The following is a 19,313-nucleotide window of genomic DNA, read 5'->3' as shown; positions in this document are numbered from 1 at the left end:
CATAGGAATCTTTCTAATGATGGTTTTGTCGCTTTTCATTATAAGTCATATGGGACTTTTTGTGTATACACTCAAAAAGCCCTATAATATCTGAATGAGATTTACCCACTACAGATATTATAGAGCCATTTAAACAGTCCTGTTTTTTTAATTGATAAATAGTTGACAGCTGAACTTTAAATGGCTATTCTAAAAGGAGGAAGGAGAAGCTTATGGTTACAATAAAAGACGTCGCAAAAAGAGCAGGCGTGTCAGTCTCGACAGCTTCTCGTGTCTTGCACAACAATAGAATGATTAGTGAAGCGACTAAAAAACGTGTCAGACAGGCTATGAAAGAGCTGAATTATTCTCCCAATTATTCTGCTCAAAATCTTGTTAAACGCCAATCAAATACCATTGCCATTGTTTTACCTGTGAGAGAGAATTTTGAGGCATTGGGAAACAATCCTTTCTTTATGCAGATTATCCAAGGAATTGCCAGTGTCTGCACGGATAAAGGATTTATGGTTAGTTTAGCAAGCGGCCGCAGTGAAGAAGAGCTGATTCAAAATGTTGATACCTTAATTAAAAGCGGAAAGATTCAAAAATTTATTTTTCTTTATTCCAAAAAAGACGACCCTGTTTTCAATTCGGCTCAAAAAGAAGATGTGGATTGTGTGGTTGTCGGACAGGGTCATGGTACTGAAAATAACCGAACGTATTTTGTTGATAATGACAATCAAAAAGCTGGTTTTGATGCAACTCAGTTCTTATTGTCCAGAGGCTACCATCATATTTTATTTGCTTATACGAATTTAGATGAAACCGTTCAGGCTGCTCGTTTTGAGGGGTATTTACAAGCGATTAAAGAACAGAATCTGCTTCCTCAAAGTCTGCTTTTCTCTAGAGTTGATGAAGCTGAAAATTTGCAGCATTTCAGTGATTTTTTGGAAGAACACCGCAGTCTGGATGCCATTATTGCTAGCGATGATATGTTGGCGATTCGTATCCAGAGGCAGTTATCTTGGTTAGATAAGTCAGATAAACAGATTGGTATGCTGAGTTTTAATAATTCCCTGGTGACAGAGTTAGCCAGCCCTTCTTTGACTTCTGTGGAAATTTTTCCCTATCAGCTAGGTGAGGCTGCAGCTCAATTATTATTAAAGGAACACCGCTCTTTAGACAAACAGCCTGTTTTACTTCCTCATGAAATTATCGAAAGAGCCTCTACTGCAAGAGGTTGGGCAAAAAGTCCAACCTCCAAGTATACATTATAAAGCAGTGGTTGGGACTCAAAAATCCAGTGAATGTTTTGAGGTAAACAAGTGGCTTTAGCTAACCTAGAGTTTCCCCTGCATAGTTCCTTGGCACTTCAGGGTCATCAACAACTGTTGAATGGCAATTTCGTTCGCGTTTTGCGCTTTTGACCTGACCTAATTTGAGGTCCAATTTCACTTGACTTTATCTGCTAACTCAAAAGGATCCCCCAACCTTTTGAGCTATACAGAGGTGGGTTAAAGAGGTTTGAAAGACTTTTTTATCGGGAGATAAAACTTGCGAAGCAGATGTCAAAAACAGTCTGGGGATAGACTATTTTAGAACAACAAGTAAAAATAACACTTTGCTGACGAACTTTTTTGTTAGTTATGATGTTCTTTCTTACTTCCTTTTAAATTTTATTTAAGGAAGCGCTTTACAAAAAAAATAAAAGTGCTATAATAGAAGTATAAAAACTACGCAAACGTTTGCATAACGTTTCGCTAAGGAGGAAAACATGAATAAACTGAAAGAAAAATTCGGTTTCGAATTCTGGCAAAAATTCGGTAAATGTCTGATGGTTGTTATCGCTGTTATGCCAGCAGCGGGGCTTATGGTTAGTATTGGTAACTCACTCACCTTGATAGATCCAACCAATACAATTCTTGTAACTGTTGCTAATGTTATTGCACAGATTGGTTGGGGAATTATCAATAACCTTCACATTCTGTTTGCCTTAGCTATTGGTGGCAGTTGGGCTAAGGAACGTGCTGGTGGTGCTTTTGCTGCTGGTATCGCATTTATCCTTATTAACCTCATTACTGGTCACGTTTATGGCGTTACACTTGATATGATTGCTGATACGTCAAGCAAGGTTCACAATATTTTTGGCGGAACCATGCTAGTATCTGATTATTTCATTAGTGTACTTGGACAGCCAGCGCTTAACATGGGTGTTTTCGTTGGTATCATTTCAGGTTTTGTTGGGGCTACAGCTTACAATAAATACTATAACTTCCGTAAACTTCCAGATGTGCTGTCATTCTTTAACGGGAAACGTTTTGTACCATTTGTAGTTATCTATCGTTCAACACTTGTTGGTTTGCTTATGGCACTTGTTTGGCCAGTTATCCAATCTGCTATCAATGGCTTTGGTATGTGGATTGCTTCTTCTCAAGATACAGCACCATTCTTTGCACCATTCCTCTACGGAACGCTTGAACGTTTGCTTCTTCCATTTGGTCTTCACCACATGTTGACTATCCCAATGAACTATACTCAGTTGGGTGGTACTTATGAAATTATGACTGGTGCTCAAGCTGGTAAAACCGTTCTTGGTCAAGACCCACTCTGGTTGGCATGGATCCAAGACTTGATCCACTTTAAACAAAGTGGTGATACCTCAAGTTATAATCACTTGATTGAAACAGTGACACCTGCTCGCTTTAAAGTTGGGCAAATGATTGGTTCAACCGGTACACTTATGGGGCTTGCCTTTGCTATGTACAAAAATGTTGACTCAGACAAGAAGAAAAAATACACTGCTATGTTTATTTCAACAGCAGTTGCAACCTTCTTGACTGGTGTTACAGAACCAATTGAATACATGTTTATGTTTGTTGCGATGCCACTTTATATTGTTTATGCCCTTGTTCAAGGGGTAACATTTGGTTTGGCCGATGTGCTCAATCTTCGTGTTCACTCATTTGGTAATATTGAGCTCTTGACACGTACACCAATGATAATTCAGGGTGGCATTTTCATGGATTTGGTGAACTTTATCATCGTTTCAATCCTTTCAGGTGTGGTTATGTACTTCATCGCCAATTTCATGATTAAGAAATTTAACTTTGCAACTCCAGGACGTAACGGTAACTACGACGATTTATCAGCTGAAGAAGAATCAGCTTCTGGAACAACATCATCAAATGGCAGTGCGGATGCCAATTCACAAGTTGTTAAAATCATCAATGCCCTCGGTGGTAAAGCTAACATTGCAGATGTTGATGCTTGTATGACACGCCTGCGTATCAGTGTAAATGACACAAATAAAGTAGCTTCTGAGGAAACATGGAAAAAACTTGGAGCTATGGGACTTATTCTTAAAGGTAACGGGGTTCAAGCTGTTTATGGTCCTAAGGCTGATGTATTGAAATCAGATATCCAAGATTTGCTTGACTCTGGAGTAGATATTCCTACTGTTGAACTTGATGACAGTACTGAATCAAGTTCTGAGGAAACAAGTTTCCAAGGAATTACAGAAGAAGTTCAGACAGTTGCTAGCGGTCAGGTTATTCCAATTGACCAGGTTAAGGATCCTGTCTTCTCTCAAAAAATGATGGGAGATGGTTTCGCTGTTGAGCCGGACAATGGCAGCGTCTATTCTCCTGTGACAGGTGTTGTAACCAGTGTCTTCCCAACAAAACATGCTGTTGGTTTATTAACAGATAATGGTTTAGAAGTTTTGGTTCATGTTGGTTTGGATACGGTTGCTTTAAATGGTGCGCCATTCTCAACAAAAGTTACAGATGGTCAACGTGTTACAGCAGGTGATCTATTGTTAGTAGCTGACCTAGATGCAATTAAATCTGCTGACCGAGAAACAACAATTGTCGTTGTATTTACCAATACAGCAGAAATTAAATCAGTCACTTTAGAAAAAACAGGACAGGTTGCTGAAAAAGCAATTGTCGCAAAAGTTGAAATTTAAAAATTAAGCATCGTTTGGCAAATTTGTCAAACGATTACTTATAGGAGTCTTGTCATTATGAAATGTTTAACGCTAAATGTTCATAGTTGGTTGGAAGACAATCAACAGCAAAAATTTGATTCTTTGCTCCAACATTTACTAACAGAAGATTACGATATGATTTGTTTACAGGAAATTAATCAATTAATATCCTGTAAAGCCGTGACAGCTCCTCTTAATTATCTTGCTTTAGATATTAACCCAGATATTCATGAAGATAATTATGCCCTACTTCTTGTCGAAGAGCTGGCGCAGCGAGGTCACAATTACTATTGGTCATGGGCTTATAATCATATTGGTTATGGAAAATATCATGAGGGTGTTGCTATTTTAAGTAAAGATAGCTTTACTCCAGAGGCCGTCCTGATTTCAAACGAAGATGATGAGACAGATTATCATACAAGACGAAGTCTGGTAGCTAAATTCAATAAACAGTTTTCTTTAACCGCTGTCAGTTTGCACCTTTCATGGTGGAATAAGGGCTTCCAGTCAGAATGGCAGCGCTTATCAGATTATTTAGAAAAGGCTGGGGAACCCTTAATTCTTATGGGAGATTTTAATAATCCTACAGACAAAGAAGGGTATCAGGCGATACTGTCAAGCCAGTTACGCCTAAAGGACAGCCACACAGCAGCAAAAATAATTACTGGCGACTATACAATTGCTGATGATATTGATGGCTGGGAAGGCAATCAAAACCGGTTAAAGGTTGACCATGCTTTTTTAAGTAAGAAATTACAGATTCAGTCTTCTGAAGTTGTCTTGGACAATAACCGTTACCCTGCAGTCAGTGATCATTTTGGTCTGGCGGTTTGCTTTGATTTGGAGGGAAGCTGATGGAATATTTTGGCGACTACCAAGGAAGGCCTGTTTATAAATTCACCTTAGAAAACGCTCAAGGAACTCAGGTTAGCGTGTTAACAATAGGAGGGCTTATCCATCAGTACTCTGTCTTACAAGGTGATGATAGGATAAATACTGTGGTGTCGCTTCCTAGTGTTGATGACTATTATCGCAACCCTTTTCAAATCAATAAACAAATTGGCCGAGTAGCAGGCCGAATAAAAGATGCCAATTTCTCTATGGGGGATAAGAAGATTAGCTTACAGCCCAATGATCATGGGAATATATTGCATGGCGGAGATAAGGGATTGGCTTACCAGCATTTTGAAGGCAAACAGATAACATCTGCTAGCTTGCAGCTGCATACAGTAATGAAAGAGCAAGAAGATGGTTTTCCAGGAGACTTGGATTTAAAAATTACGTATGATTTGCAGCAGGATAATCGTTTGAATATCACTTATCAAGCGACGGCTCTTAATAAGGATACGGTTTTTGATCCGACTGTTCATATTTATTGGCAGTTGAGCGATCAGCTGTCTCACACAAAACTTTGGATAGATTCAGCTGAACGGGCAGAGGTTACAGATCAGCTTGTTCCAACAGGACAATTTCAGAAGTGTGAGGGCAGTGGCTATGATTTTAAAAAGGAAAGAAATCTAGCTGAGGCACTTGCTGCGTTAGGACATGGTATAGATGATGCTTATCATCTTACTGCTAAAACTGAAAGTCCCTGTGCCATTATCAGAGACGGTTTGAGACATCTCAAAATATCGGTTTACAGTCAGCGAAATGCCTTGGTGGTGTTTACAGCAGATCCCCTGTCAAAGGGCAACCTTTCGGCTGTAGCTACAGAACCCCAGACTCTTCCAGATGCGGTTCATCATCCATCGTTTGGAGATATTGTTATCAAAAAGGGGCAAACTAAGACAATCCAATTAGCTTTTAAAGCAGAAACAATCTGAAAATAGAAAGTAGAGACATAATATGAAACGTATTTTTGACATCAACCCTTGGCAAATCATTTCACACGAATTAAAAAGTGAAGACAAGCGTCTCCAAGAAAGCATGACAAGTATCGGTAATGAATATATGGGAATGCGGGGAATGTTTGAGGAAACCTACTCTGCTGATACTCATAAAGGAATCTACCTTGGCGGCGTTTGGTTCCCAGATAAGACACGTGTTGGCTGGTGGAAAAATGGCTATCCTGAATACTTTGGAAAAGCTATTAATGCTGTGGATTTCGTTAGCTTAGATATTAAAATTAATGGAGAATCTGTTGACCTAGCCAAAGACCAATTTAGTGCTTATGAAGTCAATCTTGACATGCAAGAAGGCATTCTTTACCGCTCATATATTGTTGAAAAAGGCAGTGCTAAGGTTAAAATCAGTTTTCAACGTTTGGTCAGCGTTGCTTTCAAGGAACTCTATGCTAACCGCATTAGCGTTGAAAATCTTGGTCAAGAATCTGTCGCGCTTGAAATCGATTCCTTTATTGATGCAGATGTTTTCAATGAAGATTCAAACTATGATGAACAATTCTGGGACGTTTTGGATAAATCAGCTACCGACTCAGGAGCGACTTTGGTTGCCAGAACCATTGCAAATCCTTTCGGAGTCCCTCAATTTACTACACAAATGACGGCTCATCATTTGACGGATTTGGCTGCAAGTTCTCCTGTTTTGACAGATAAATCAACGACTAATAAATTTAAAGGTCAGCTAGAAGCAGGTCAAACCAGTATTTTTGAAAAACGTGTTCTTGTGCTGACTTCTCGTGATTACGATACTAGAGAGGCCCTTCAAGCGGCTTCTGATAAATTGGCTGATTTAGAAGCACAGCTTTCATTTGAACAGATTAAAGATGATCAAGTAAAGGCTTGGAAAGAACGCTGGAAAAAAGCTGACGTCACTATTGAAGGAAATGACGAAGCCCAACAAGGGATTCGCTTTAACCTTTTCCAACTCTTTTCAACTTATTATGGCCAAGATGCCCGTTTAAATATTGGTCCTAAAGGTTTCACAGGTGAAAAATATGGCGGTGCAACATACTGGGATACAGAAGCCTTTGCAGTTCCTCTATTTTTATCAGTCGCAGACAAGTCAGTTACTGAGAACCTTTTGAAATACCGTCACGAACAACTAGAGGGTGCTTATCACAATGCGAAACAGCAAAATCTAGCAGGTGCCTTGTATCCGATGGTAACCTTTAACGGAATTGAATGCCACAACGAATGGGAAATTACTTTTGAGGAGATCCATCGTAACGGAAGTATTGCCTATGCCATCTACAATTACACTCGTTATACAGGAGATGACAGCTATGCCACTCATGATGGTTTTGATGTCCTAGTTGGTATTGCTCGTTTCTGGGCTGATCGTGTACACTATTCACAGCGCAATGATAAGTATATGATTCACGGAGTAACAGGACCAAATGAGTATGAAAATAACATTAATAATAACTGGTATACCAATATTCTTGCTCGCTGGTGTCTGACTTATACTAACGAAGTTGCTGACAAGGTTTCGCCAGAAAAATTGGCAGAGCTTGGTCTTGAAAAAGCAGAACGTCAGCGCTGGCAGGAAATTGTTGAGAAAATGTATCTGCCAGAAGACAAGGAATTGGGTATCTTTGTACAGCATGATGGTTTTCTTGACAAAGATTTAACACCAGTTGCAGAATTGGCTCCAGAAAATCTGCCTTTAAATCAAAACTGGTCATGGGATAGAATTTTGCGTTCGCCTTATATCAAACAGGCTGATGTGCTGCAAGGAATCTATTACTTTATCGACGATTTCTCTCAAGAAGAAAAGAAACGTAATTTCAACTTTTATGAGCCTTTGACAGTACATGAATCCAGCTTGTCACCATCTATTCACTCTATCTTAGCAGCGGATTTACACGACAAGGCTAAGGCTGTTGAAATGTATGCGCGCACGGCTCGTCTTGATCTGGACAACTACAATAACGATACAGAAGACGGCCTGCATATCACTTCGATGACAGGTAGCTGGCTGTCTATTGTTCAAGGATTTGCAGGAATGCGTATTCGTGATGGCAAATTATACTTCTCACCATTTGTTCCAGAGGAATGGACAGGTTATCATTTCCATATTAATTTCCGAGGACGTCTATTAAAAGTTATTGTTGCTAAAGATGATGCACGTATTGAGCTTTTGTCTGGTGATGATTTGGTTATTGTCCTTAATGATAAAGAAGTAACATTGACAAAATAGGAGAATTTTATGAAAGGTGCACTATTTGATTTAGACGGTATCATCGCAGATACAGCAGTATATCATTTTGAAGCTTGGCGAAATTTAATAAAAAAACATTTCAATGCTGAAATTCCTGATAGCTTGGAAGAAAAAACCAAAGGCGTCAGCCGCGAGGATTCCCTGCGTGTTATTTTAGATTACTTGAATATCACAGTTTCGGAGAATGAATTTGCTGCGCTTGCAGCAGAAAAAAATACCGCCTATGTTGAAGCCTTGGATGGCTTAAGCAGAAAAGATATTCTGCCAGGTATTGAACAGCTTATTGCTGATTTTAAAGCTCATCATGTCAAATTAGCCTTAGCTTCTGCCAGCAAAAATGGGCCTATCATTTTAGAAAAGCTGGGCTTGTCAGCTGATTTTGATGCTATTGCAGATCCTAGCAAGGTTGCAGCAGGCAAACCAGCTCCGGATATTTTTCTGGCAGCTGCAGCAGCTATTGATTTGTCTCCTGAGTTCTGTGTTGGTCTTGAAGATTCAGTAGCAGGAGTGACCGCTATTAATGATGCAGGAGCGGTTTCCATTGCAGCAGGCGGCAAAGAGCTTGATCATGCTCATCAGCGTTTTGACAGCACAGCAGATTTCACCTATGCTGCTATTGAAGCGGCTTGGGAAAAATACCATCATTGATATTGAGTCTCGTTAACAAATAATAAAGCAGTTTGCATCTCTGAACAAAGAGCTTTCATTAGGTATAAAATCCTAGTGAAGGCTTTTTTTATTTGTTGATTTTTCTGAGTTCTCAAGGATTTACAGACTTGTGTGAATAGCTGTCTGTAAGTTTATTTTAGAGGGATCTAGCCTTCTTATTTCTTGAATTTATCAAAAATAACAATCAACTTTCATTTTGTTGACATTTAGGAGCAAGAGAAGCATTTTTTTATGAAAGCGCTATAATATAAAGGAGAGGGGGATGTTATGCGTATGAAAAAAATTATAGTAAGTATTACATTAGTTTTATCCTTATTTGTTTTTGTTGGCTGTCAAACAAAGACAAATTCCAATAAGACCCAAAACAGCTCTTCTGCTAAAAAATTGGATAAATCTGAGATTATTGAGAAATTATCAAAAGCGAATCAATCATTGGAGGAGCTAACTCAAACAGTTACAGCTTCTATCACGAATGGCAGTAAAAACTCGAAACAAGTTCTAAAAAGTGATGCTGTCTATGCTTCTAATGGAGAAGATTTTGACAAATTGCATTATACTCAAAAGAACTATGAGAACGGTCAATTAGTTTTAGACCAAGAGAAAATTTTTTCGGCTGATAAGGAACTGCTTTATACTGTCACTAAAAAAGATGGCAGCAGAGACGAGACATATACCTATAATTATACGATAAACAGTCTAAAACCTGATGTGAAGAGCCTTGTTGATGTTGTTGCTGATATGGAAGATGATCTTGACCTTGAAACCAGAAGTAACGGTTATGTTTTAACATTAAATAACCAAGAAGTTGATTTTCAAGAGCTTTTTTCAGATGAATTTAATTTAAATCTAGGAGATGATGAATCATCTGATATTGATAAAGAATTAGAAGCTGTTATAGATAAAAAAACGTTTTATTTAACTTCCATAACCCTTAAAGCAAGCTCAAAGGTTAATGATTCTTCACTTGTGATTTCTATTAAATGTGACAATTGGAATGATGTAGACCGCTCTTTATTTGACATTCCAGAAGAACCAAGTAGCACAAGTGATGCAGCTGCTTGATAATTTTAAGTGCACAAATAAAAGCGGGACAAAGGGGAATACCTACTGCGTCTTACAAGTAAAACGACAAAAAGAAGCTGAGTACTTTTGTTCCAGCTTCTTTTTCAACACTTCATTTTAAGCAGTTGGCTTGAAAGGGTCTCATATTATTAATTGCTCTGCTGATGAGTTGGTCTCAAAATTGGAAGAGTGCAAAAGTATTCGCTAGGATTTTTAATTTGTCAAAAGCTATCAGAAAAAATTCCTTATTAGCAGTTTTCACAGCTTTCTAAGCGTCTGAATTTTTGTTATAATAAATCTAACTTAAATTTGAGGAGAAAATCATGACTGCACAAAAAATGTCTGCGCAAGAAATTATTGCTTTTATTGGAAATGCTGAGAAGAAAACCAATGTCAAGGTAACCTTTGAAGGAGAATTGGCTGGTGCTGTTCCTGAAGCGGTTGTCAAACTTGGCAATGTTCTTTTCGGAGACTGGAAAGATGTTGAGCCGCTTCTTGCTAATCTGACGGAAGACAAGGACTATGTGGTGGAGCAAGACGGCCGTAATTCTGCTGTGCCCTTGCTTGATAAACGCAACATCAATGCTCGTATTGAGCCAGGTGCTGTTATCCGTGACCAAGTGACCATTGAAGATAATGCTGTGGTTATGATGGGTGCTGTCATCAATATTGGTGCTGAAATCGGTAGCGGGACAATGATTGATATGGGAGCTATCCTTGGCGGCCGTGCAACGGTTGGTAAAAATAGCCATATCGGTGCAGGCGCTGTACTTGCTGGGGTCATTGAGCCTGCTTCAGCTGATCCTGTTCGTATCGGAGATAATGTTTTAGTCGGTGCCAATGCGGTTATCATTGAAGGTGTACAAGTGGGCAATGGTTCAGTTGTTGCAGCAGGTGCTATTGTCACCCAAGATGTCCCTGAAAATGTCGTCGTAGCTGGTGTGCCTGCGCGTGTTATCAAAGAAATTGATGAAAAAACACAGCAAAAAACGGCTTTGGAAGACGCTTTGCGTAATTTGTAATTAAAAATGAAAGTGGGTCAACAAACCGAATAGCTGGTTTCCTGTCCCACTCTTTTTCTTGAAAGGATAACAGATGACACTTGATTTAATCAAAATTCGTCGTGATTTACACCAAATTCCAGAGATTGGTCTGGAAGAATTCAAAACACAGGCTTATCTCTTGGAGCGTATTGCAGAAATAACGGCAGAAAAAGACTTTGTCGAGCAGCGGACTTGGCGGACAGGCATTCTGGTCTTTCTGAAGGGTTCGGCGCCTGAAAAAACAATCGGTTGGCGGACGGATATTGATGCTCTGCCAATTGTCGAAGAAACGGGTCTGGAATTTGCCAGCAGGCATGAAGGCCGTATGCATGCCTGCGGTCACGACATGCACATGACGACTGCTCTAGGCTTGCTTAATGAGTTGGTGCAAATGCAGCCAAAAAATAACCTCCTCTTTCTCTTCCAGCCAGCTGAAGAAAATGAAGCAGGCGGTATGCTCATGTATGAAGACGGTGCTTTTGGAGACTGGCTGCCTGATGAATTTTACGGCTTGCATGTTCGTCCTGATTTCAAGGTTGGTGATATTGCAACCAATACAGGAACGCTCTTTGCAGGAACCTGTGAAGTGTTAATCACCTTTAAAGGTAAAGGAGGACATGCGGCCTTTCCGCATGAAGCCAATGATTCCTTAGTAGCTGCTTCTTACTTTGTGACGCAGGTGCAGACGATTATCAGCCGCAATGTGGATCCTATCCAAGGCGGTGTGGTGACCTTTGGTTCTTTTCATGCAGGAACAACTAACAATGTTATCGCTGAGACCGCCCAGCTTCACGGGACCATTCGCACCCTGACTCAGAAGATGAGCCTGCTTATCCAAAAACGTGTGACTGATCTGGCTAAGGGTGTGGCCGCTTCTTTTGGCATGGAGGTAGATATTGAGCTTAAGCAAGGCGGCTACTTGCCCGTTGAGAACAATCCTGACTTAGCGCATGAGCTGATGGATTTTTTTGGCAATAGCTCAGCTGTCAATCTGATTGACTGTCCTCCTGCTATGACGGGAGAAGATTTCGGCTATCTTCTTCATCAGGTTCCTGGGGTTATGTTCTGGCTGGGAGTTGATACGCCTTATGCGCTTCATCACCCAAAAATGAGCCCTAAGGAAGAAGCTCTGCCATTTGCCGTAGCGGAAATTTCAAAATTTTTAAAGAGCAAGGCCAACCACTAATTTCTATCCAATCCTTCTGAGTTATCAGAGGGATTTTAAATTGACAAAATAACTTTTTTTACGGAAATATTAATTTTTTCAAAAATTACTTGATTGATTAGAGAAAAGTGATATAATTAAATATGCATTCATATGTAAGAAAACTTTAAGTAAATGAGGAATTAGTTGAGGAAATGAATAAGAAAGAAATCTACGGTTTTCGTAAAAGTAAGATTAGTAAAACCTTGTGTGGGGCCATTTTAGGAACTGCTGTTTTGGCTGCTATGTCGGGTCAATCAGCTGCAGCTGAAGAGACGACTACGACAAGCAGTGTTGATACTGCTGTGGTTGGTACAGAAACAGGCAATCCAGCTACAAATCTGCCAGACGCTCAGGAAAATCCTAGTGACGAAGCCACTAAGAGTCAGGAACAGGCCGGAGAAACAGAAGGTTCTCTACCAGTTAATGTCTCTACAACAGAGCTTGATCAGGCTGCAGAGGAAGCTAAGGCAGCGGGTGTTACTGTTGAGCAAGACGACATCGTCGATGAAGGAACGGTTAAAACTGCTGAAGAGGCTGCCCAAAAAGAAGCTGAGATCACAGAAGATTATGCACAGCAAGCTGAAGAAATCAAGAAAACGACCGATCAATACAAGGCAGATGTAGCCGCAAATCAAGCCGAAACGGCTCGTATCAATGCGGAAAATCAGGCAAAAAAAGAGCAGTATGAAAAAGATATGGCTGCTCACGAGGCTGAAGTCAAACGTATTACTGATGCCAATGCTGCGGCTAAAGCGGACTATGAAGCTAAGCTAGCTCAGTATCAAAAAGATTTAGCTGCTGTCCAAAAAGCTAATACGGATGCTCAATCGGCTTATGCTGCAGCTAAGGAAGCCTATGATAAGGAATTAGCCCGTGTACAGGCTGCTAATGCAGCGGCAAAGAAAGCCTATGATGAAGCAGTGGCAGCTAACAATGCCAAGAATGCAGCCATTACAGCTGAAAATGAAGCAATTAAGCAGCGCAACGCAGACGCTAAAGCGACTTATGAAGCAGCGCTGAAGAAGTACCAAGAAGACTTAGCAGCGGTTCAAAAGGCTAATGCGGATAACGATGCAGATTATGCAGCTAAGAAAGCCGCCTATGATGCGGAATTGGCTCGTGTCCAAAAGGCTAATGCAGACGCTAAAGCTGCCTATGAACAGGCAGTAGCAGATAACACAGCGAAAAACCAAGCCATTACAGCTGAAAATGAAGCAATTAAGCAACGTAACGCAGACACTAAAGCTGCATACGAAGCAGCAGTGAAAAAATACGAGGAAGACCTCGCTGCTGTTCAAAAGGCTAATGCAGATAATGAAGCAGATTATCAGGCTAAATTGGCCGCCTATCAAACAGAGCTGGCCCGTGTTCAAAAAGCTAATGCAGATGCTAAAGCAGCCTATGATCAAGCTGTCGCTGAAAATACCGCTAAAAATGATGCGATCAAAGCTGAAAATGAAGCCATCAAGCAACGTAATGCTCAAACAAAATCTGACTATGAAGCGGAACTGGCTAAGTATCAGTCAGACCTTGCCAAATATCAGCAAGACCTTGCAGATTACCCAAGAAAACTGCAGGAATATCAAGACGAACAAGCTGCCATTGCGGCTGCCCTTGCAGAACTTGAGAAACATAAAAATGAAGATGGTAACCTGACAGAGCCATCAGCTCAAAGCTTGGTTTATGATTCAGAACCAAATGCCCAATTATCAATAACCACTGATGGAAAAATGCTGAAAGCTTCTGCGGTTGATGAGGCTTTCAGCCATGATACAGAACAATATTCTAAGAAGAATCTTCAGCTTGATAACCTTGATGTTAGTTACCTTCAACAGTCTGATGATGTCGCTTCATCAATGGAGCTTTACGGCAATATTGGTGATAAGGCTGGCTGGACAACTACTATCGGCAATAGCACAGAGGTCAAGTGGGCTTCCGTTCTTTTGGAGCGCGGTCAAAGTGTGACAGCCACATATACCAATCTTGAAAAATCTTACTACAATGGTAAGAAGATCTCTAAGGTTGTCTTCAAGTACACGCTCGATCCTGATTCAAAATTCCAAAATGTTGACAAGGCTTGGTTGGGAATCTTTACGGATCCGACCCTTGGTGTTTTTGCCTCTGCTTACAGTGGTACCTCAGAAAGCAATACGTCTATCTTTGTTAAAAACGAGTTTACTTTCTATGATGAGGACGGCAATCCGATTGATTTTGATAATGCCCTTCTGTCTGTTGCTTCCCTCAATCGTGAAAATAACTCGATTGAGATGGCTAAGGACTACACAGGTGATTTTGTTAAGATTGCCGGCTCTTCTGTTGGTGAAAAAGATGGCAAGATCTATGCGACAGATACGCTTAACTTCAAGCAAGGTCAGGGCGGTGCTCGCTGGACCATGTATAAGCGAGGTAGTGAGGAAGGTTCAGGTTGGGACTCTTCTGATGCCCCTAACTCTTGGTATGGAGCAGGTGCCATCCGTATGTCTGGTCCAAACAACAGCATTACGCTAGGAGCTATTTCATCAACTCTAGTTCTGCCAGCGGATGCAACCATGGCTGTCGATGCTCCTAAGAGACCAAACATCTGGTACTCACTCAATGGTAAGATTCGTGCGGTCAATGTTCCTAAGATCACCAAGGAAAATCCAGAACCGCCAGTAGCACCAACACAGCCAACAGCACCAGTTTATGAACAGGAAAAAGATCTGGAGCCAGCACCGCTTGAACCAACTTATGAAGCAGAGCCAACGCCACCGACTAAGACTCCAGAACAAGCAGAGCCAGATGCGCCAACGCCACCAACTTATGAAGTAGAAAAAGATCTGGAGCCAGCACCGGTAGAGCCAACTTATGAAACCGAGCCAACGCCACCGACCCCAACGACTCCTCAATCGGAGCCAACTAAACCAACGGAACCACAATATGAAACCGAGAAGCCTCTGGAACCAGCACCGGTAGAGCCGACTTATGAAAATGAGCCGACCCCACCGACGCCAGTCACTCCTCAGGAAGAACCAACTAAGCCAGAAGAGCCGACTTATGAAACCCTGCCAACGCCTCCAGCTGATCCAGTTTACACAGATGCTCCAACGCCACCAGCTGTGCCAACCGTTCATTTCCATTACCACAAACTGGCTGTTCAGCCTCAAGTCAATAAAGAAATCAAGAACAACAATGATGTGGATATTGATAAAACCTTGGTGGCTAAGCAATCTGTAGTGAAATTCCAGCTCAAAACAGCCGACCTTCCAGCTGGACGTGACGAGACGACCTCCTTCGTCTTGGTTGACCCGCTGCCATCTGGTTACAATTTAAACTTGGAAGCAACAAAAGCAGTCAGTCCGGGATTTGATGTCACTCATGATGCTGATAAGAACATCGTTACTTTCACAGCAACGGCTGAAACCTTGGCGAAGTTCAATGCTGACTTGACTAAGTCTGTGGCAACAATTTACCCAACGGTAGTAGGACAGGTTCTAAACGACGGTGCAACTTATAAAAACAACTTCACCCTTACGGTCAATGACGCTTACGGTATCAAGTCTAATGTTGTCCGTGTGACCACTCCTGGTAAGCCAAATGACCCTGATAATCCAAGCAATAACTACATCAAGCCGCACAAAGTTAATAAAAATGAAAACGGTGTGGTGATTGACGGCAAGACAGTTCTAGCTGGAACGACCAACTATTATGAACTGACTTGGGATTTGGATCAGTACAAGGGAGATAAATCTTCAGAAGATACCATTCAAAAAGGGTTCTTCTATGTTGATGATTATCCAGAAGAAGCACTTGATTTGCGTTCGGATTTGGTGAAGATTACGGATGCCAATGGCAAAGAAGTAACCGGTATTACCGTTGAAAACTTTAACAATGTTTCAGAAGCACCAGATCACATCCAAGATTTGCTGAATAAGACAGGTATTACACCAAAAGGTGCCTTCCAATTATTCTCAGTAGATGATCCGCAGTCCTTCTATGACGCTTATGTTGTTAAGGGAATCAACTTGACTATTATTGATCCAATGAAGGTTAAGGCTGAGATGGGCAAGACCGGCGGCAGTTACGAGAATAAAGCCTATCAAATTGACTTTGGCAATGGCTATGAATCCAATGTCGTGGTCAACAATGTGCCTAAGATAGATCCTAAGAAGGATGTAACTTTAACGCTTGATCCGGCTGATACAACTAATGTTGATGGCCAAACGGTTGCGCTCAATCAAATCTTCAACTATCGTTTGATTGGCGGTATCATTCCGATAAATCATTCTGAAGAGCTCTTTGAGTACAGCTTCTACGATAACTATGATCAAACAGGAGATCAATATACTGGTCAATATAAAGCTTTTGCCAAAGCTGATATTACTTTGAAAGACGGTACAGTAATTAAGGCTGGAACAGATCTGACACAGTACACAGAATCAGTTGTAGATACTGCTAATGGTTCAATTACCATTACTTTCAAAGAAGATTTCTTGCGTTCAATATCTGTTGATTCCATGTTCCAAGCAGAAGTCTACCTTCAAATGAAGCGTATCGCAGTCGGTACCTTTGAAAACACCTATGTTAATACGGTCAATGGTGTCGCTTATGCTTCCAATACAGTCAAAACGACAACCCCTGCCCCTGTTCCGCAGGATCCTGACACTCCGCATAGTGCAGTCTCTGTTCACTATTCATTTGAAGAAACTCCTGCTCGCACCCAAACAGCAAATGAACTGCCAACTACTGGTACGGCTGATAACCTTTACATGCCTGTATTAGGCTGGACAGCTATCTTGGCAGGATTGGGGCTAACTGGTTTGAAACGCAAACAGAAAAAACAAAACTAAGAACAAATCCTTGGGGATGAGGATTAGCTCGTTAGTTATTGTTACGCTTAGTCCATTTAGATGTGACTGAACTTTCGTCAATACCTATTTTACAGCATCCGGTAGAGACATAAATAACATGATGAAAACCGCTCCGTTTGTATGGGACGGTTTTTTTGTATGGCCGAGAAACTTTGTTGATTTTAGAAAATGCGGTGATATGTTTAATTGTTTTCGGGCACCTTAGTGCTTCTGTTACTGCTTTTTTAGAAAATTTTTGCTATTATATCTTTATGACAAAATCAGATATTCGACAGCAGGTCTTAGCGCAGCTTAAAGCACAGCCTTCTGAAAGGAAAAAAATAACAGATTTGCGGCTGCTTGCTGCATTGACAGCTCTGCCATGTTACAAAAAAGCCAGAACGCTGGCAACCTATTTAGCCTTTTCGCATGAATACGATACGCAGCTGTTGATTGAACAGGCCAGACGAGACGGAAAACGAATTGTGGTGCCCAAAACCTATCCTAAAGGACAGATGATTTTTGTGGATTATGATGAAAATGATCTTATGGAAACCCGATTTGGTTTGTTGGAGCCAATGAGCAGTCAGGCTGTGGACAAGTCTAAGATTGACCTGATTCATGTACCTGGTCTGGCTTTTAATGCGGCTGGTTATCGTATTGGCTACGGGGCAGGTTATTATGACCGCTATTTAACAGATTATAAAGGAGCAACTGTCAGCACTATTTATGCTTGTCAGCGGCAGGACTTTTTGCCAGATGAGTATGATATAGCTGTTAAGGAGGTAGTGCAATGCAAGTAACAAATTGGCGTAAGACCCCTGTGACCGTTTTTTTGGTAGGAGTGACAGCTTTTGTATTTATCAGCCAATATTTTCTTTTTGGCTTTAATGCAACTTCTCCCATTAATCTTTTTAAAATAGGAGCCATGTGGGGAAACTATGTTCAGCATGTTCCTAGCAGTCTTTGGCGTCTGGTGACTCCCATTTTTATTCATATTGGCCTGCAGCATTTTCTGTTCAATATTATCACGCTTTATTTTCTGGGACAAATGGCAGAGCAAATTTTTGGCTCACTGCGATTTTTCATTTTTTACCTGTTGTCAGGAATTATGGGAAATGCCTTCACACTTTTGTTGACACCAGATGCGGTTGCAGCAGGAGCATCTACTTCTTTGTTTGGCTTATTTGCGGCTATTGTCGTGTTGGGTTATTTTGGACGAAATCCTTATTTAAAACAATTAGGACGCTCCTATGCGGCTTTGATCATTCTCAATTTACTGTTTAACCTCATTACTCCGGGTGTTGGAATTGTAGGACATCTGGGCGGTTTAGTCGGTGGCGCTCTGGCAGCAGTATTTATTCCTAATCAAGTAGAATCCAATACTTTTTCAAAGATCTGGCAAGCAACTGCTTTTGCTGCTTATATTGCTTTATTGGCTGCAGTATTGGTTTATGTTTATGTTCTTCAATAAAAAAAATCTCGGGTATCCGAGATTTTTTTAGTCTTCTTTGAGCTCACCAGAGAGTTCACGCCCCAGTTCAATAATATGCTGTTTAAGGATGTCTTTGATTTGAGGATGCTTGAGAGCATAGTCAATAGAAGTTTTCATAAAACCGAACTTATCTCCGACATCGTAGCGTTCGCCAGTAAACTCACGAGCAAAGACACGCTGCGTTTTATTCAGTGTATCAATGGCATCAGTTAGCTGAATCTCATTGCCAGCTCCGGGCTCCTGTTTTTCCAAAATAGCGAAAATTTCAGGTGTCAGCAGGTAACGCCCGATAATAGCTAAGTCGCTTGGGGCATCTTCTGGATCTGGTTTTTCGACAAAGGTTTCAACGCTGTAAAGACCTGCTTCTCCATCACCTTGAGGTGCGATAACTCCGTATGCAGAAACCTCTTCATGAGGCACAGGCATAACAGCAATAGTAGAGGCATGAGTGTGCTCATAATCATTCATGAGCTGTTTGGTCAGAGGCACGGCATTGTCATTGGTAATATCCATCAAATCATCGCCCAGCATAACTACAAATGGTTCATTGCCCACAAAAGCCTTGGCTTGGAGAACAGCGTCGCCAAGTCCGCGCGGATGGCTTTGACGAATGAAATGAAGGTTGATAGCTGTCGTATCGTTAACTAATTTGAGAAGATCCGTTTTACCCTTTTGTTCTAGGTTGTACTCCAGCTCAAAGTTTGAGTCAAAATGGTCTTCGATAGAGCGTTTTGATTTTCCTGTAACCACTAAGATATCTTCAATACCTGATTTAAGGGCTTCTTCAACAATAAATTGGATGGTTGGTTTATCAACAATTGGCAGCATCTCTTTGGCTAGAGCCTTGGTTGCTGGCAAAAAACGTGTTCCTAATCCTGCTGCGGGAATAACAGCCTTTCTCACTTTGGTATGTTTCATA

Annotated in this window: 13 protein-coding genes; 12 read left to right on the top strand and 1 reads right to left on the bottom strand. The window is 40.9% G+C overall.

Annotated elements, in window-relative coordinates; translation table 11 throughout:
* The first annotated feature begins 212 nt into the window (after positions 1-212).
* The 12 genes from ACVRZ8_RS09305 (at position 213) to ACVRZ8_RS09250 (ending at position 18,373) form a co-directional block, all read left to right on the top strand.
* Positions 213-1,256 carry a LacI family DNA-binding transcriptional regulator gene (locus ACVRZ8_RS09305; RefSeq protein WP_447449050.1) on the top strand — a complete coding sequence of 348 codons (1,044 nt, stop codon included), beginning with the start codon at positions 213-215 and terminating at the stop codon, positions 1,254-1,256.
* 497 nt (positions 1,257-1,753) lie between these two features.
* A complete protein-coding gene (locus ACVRZ8_RS09300; protein ID WP_447449049.1) occupies positions 1,754-3,946 on the top strand; it encodes a PTS transporter subunit IIBC in 2,193 nt (730 codons plus the stop codon).
* 54 nt (positions 3,947-4,000) lie between these two features.
* Positions 4,001-4,822, top strand: a complete 822-nt coding sequence (locus ACVRZ8_RS09295; RefSeq protein ID WP_447449053.1) for an endonuclease/exonuclease/phosphatase family protein — start codon at positions 4,001-4,003, stop codon at positions 4,820-4,822.
* On the top strand, positions 4,822-5,790 hold the full coding sequence (locus ACVRZ8_RS09290; protein WP_447449048.1) for an aldose epimerase family protein: 969 nt from the start codon (positions 4,822-4,824) through the stop codon (positions 5,788-5,790). The genes ACVRZ8_RS09295 and ACVRZ8_RS09290 overlap by 1 nt, the downstream gene beginning before the upstream one ends.
* A 22-nt stretch (positions 5,791-5,812) precedes the next feature.
* On the top strand, positions 5,813-8,068 hold the full coding sequence (locus ACVRZ8_RS09285) for a glycoside hydrolase family 65 protein (RefSeq protein ID WP_447449047.1): 2,256 nt from the start codon (positions 5,813-5,815) through the stop codon (positions 8,066-8,068).
* Between the two features lie 9 nt (positions 8,069-8,077).
* A complete protein-coding gene (gene pgmB, locus ACVRZ8_RS09280; protein ID WP_447449046.1) occupies positions 8,078-8,737 on the top strand; it encodes a beta-phosphoglucomutase in 660 nt (219 codons plus the stop codon).
* Positions 8,738-9,025: 288 nt separating this feature from the next.
* Positions 9,026-9,820 carry a hypothetical protein gene (locus ACVRZ8_RS09275; RefSeq protein ID WP_447449045.1) on the top strand — a complete coding sequence of 265 codons (795 nt, stop codon included), beginning with the start codon at positions 9,026-9,028 and terminating at the stop codon, positions 9,818-9,820.
* Positions 9,821-10,143: 323 nt separating this feature from the next.
* Positions 10,144-10,842, top strand: a complete 699-nt coding sequence (gene dapD, locus ACVRZ8_RS09270; RefSeq protein WP_447449044.1) for a 2,3,4,5-tetrahydropyridine-2,6-dicarboxylate N-acetyltransferase — start codon at positions 10,144-10,146, stop codon at positions 10,840-10,842.
* Positions 10,843-10,915: 73 nt separating this feature from the next.
* Complete coding sequence (locus ACVRZ8_RS09265) at positions 10,916-12,049, top strand: N-acetyldiaminopimelate deacetylase (protein ID WP_447449043.1); 1,134 nt, start codon at positions 10,916-10,918, stop codon at positions 12,047-12,049.
* 173 nt (positions 12,050-12,222) lie between these two features.
* Positions 12,223-16,899, top strand: coding sequence for an antigen I/II family LPXTG-anchored adhesin (locus ACVRZ8_RS09260; RefSeq protein ID WP_447449042.1), 4,677 nt, complete (start codon positions 12,223-12,225; stop codon positions 16,897-16,899).
* Between the two features lie 272 nt (positions 16,900-17,171).
* Entirely contained in the window at positions 17,172-17,702 is a 531-nt protein-coding gene (locus tag ACVRZ8_RS09255; protein ID WP_447449041.1) for a 5-formyltetrahydrofolate cyclo-ligase, read from the top strand.
* Positions 17,693-18,373, top strand: coding sequence for a rhomboid family intramembrane serine protease (locus ACVRZ8_RS09250; RefSeq protein ID WP_447449040.1), 681 nt, complete (start codon positions 17,693-17,695; stop codon positions 18,371-18,373). The genes ACVRZ8_RS09255 and ACVRZ8_RS09250 overlap by 10 nt, the downstream gene beginning before the upstream one ends.
* A gap of 27 nt (positions 18,374-18,400) precedes the next feature.
* Here ACVRZ8_RS09250 and galU read toward each other — a convergent pair whose 3' ends face one another.
* The gene (galU, locus tag ACVRZ8_RS09245) at positions 18,401-19,312 is read right to left on the bottom strand and encodes a UTP--glucose-1-phosphate uridylyltransferase GalU (protein ID WP_447449039.1); all 912 of its coding nucleotides are present in this window, start codon (positions 19,310-19,312) and stop codon (positions 18,401-18,403) included.
* Position 19,313 lies beyond the last annotated feature (1 nt).

The sequence above is a fragment of the Streptococcus dentiloxodontae genome, assembly GCF_053206925.1.
The sequence above is the reverse complement of the archived record's forward strand: the minus strand, read 5'-3'. Positions and strand labels throughout refer to the sequence as shown.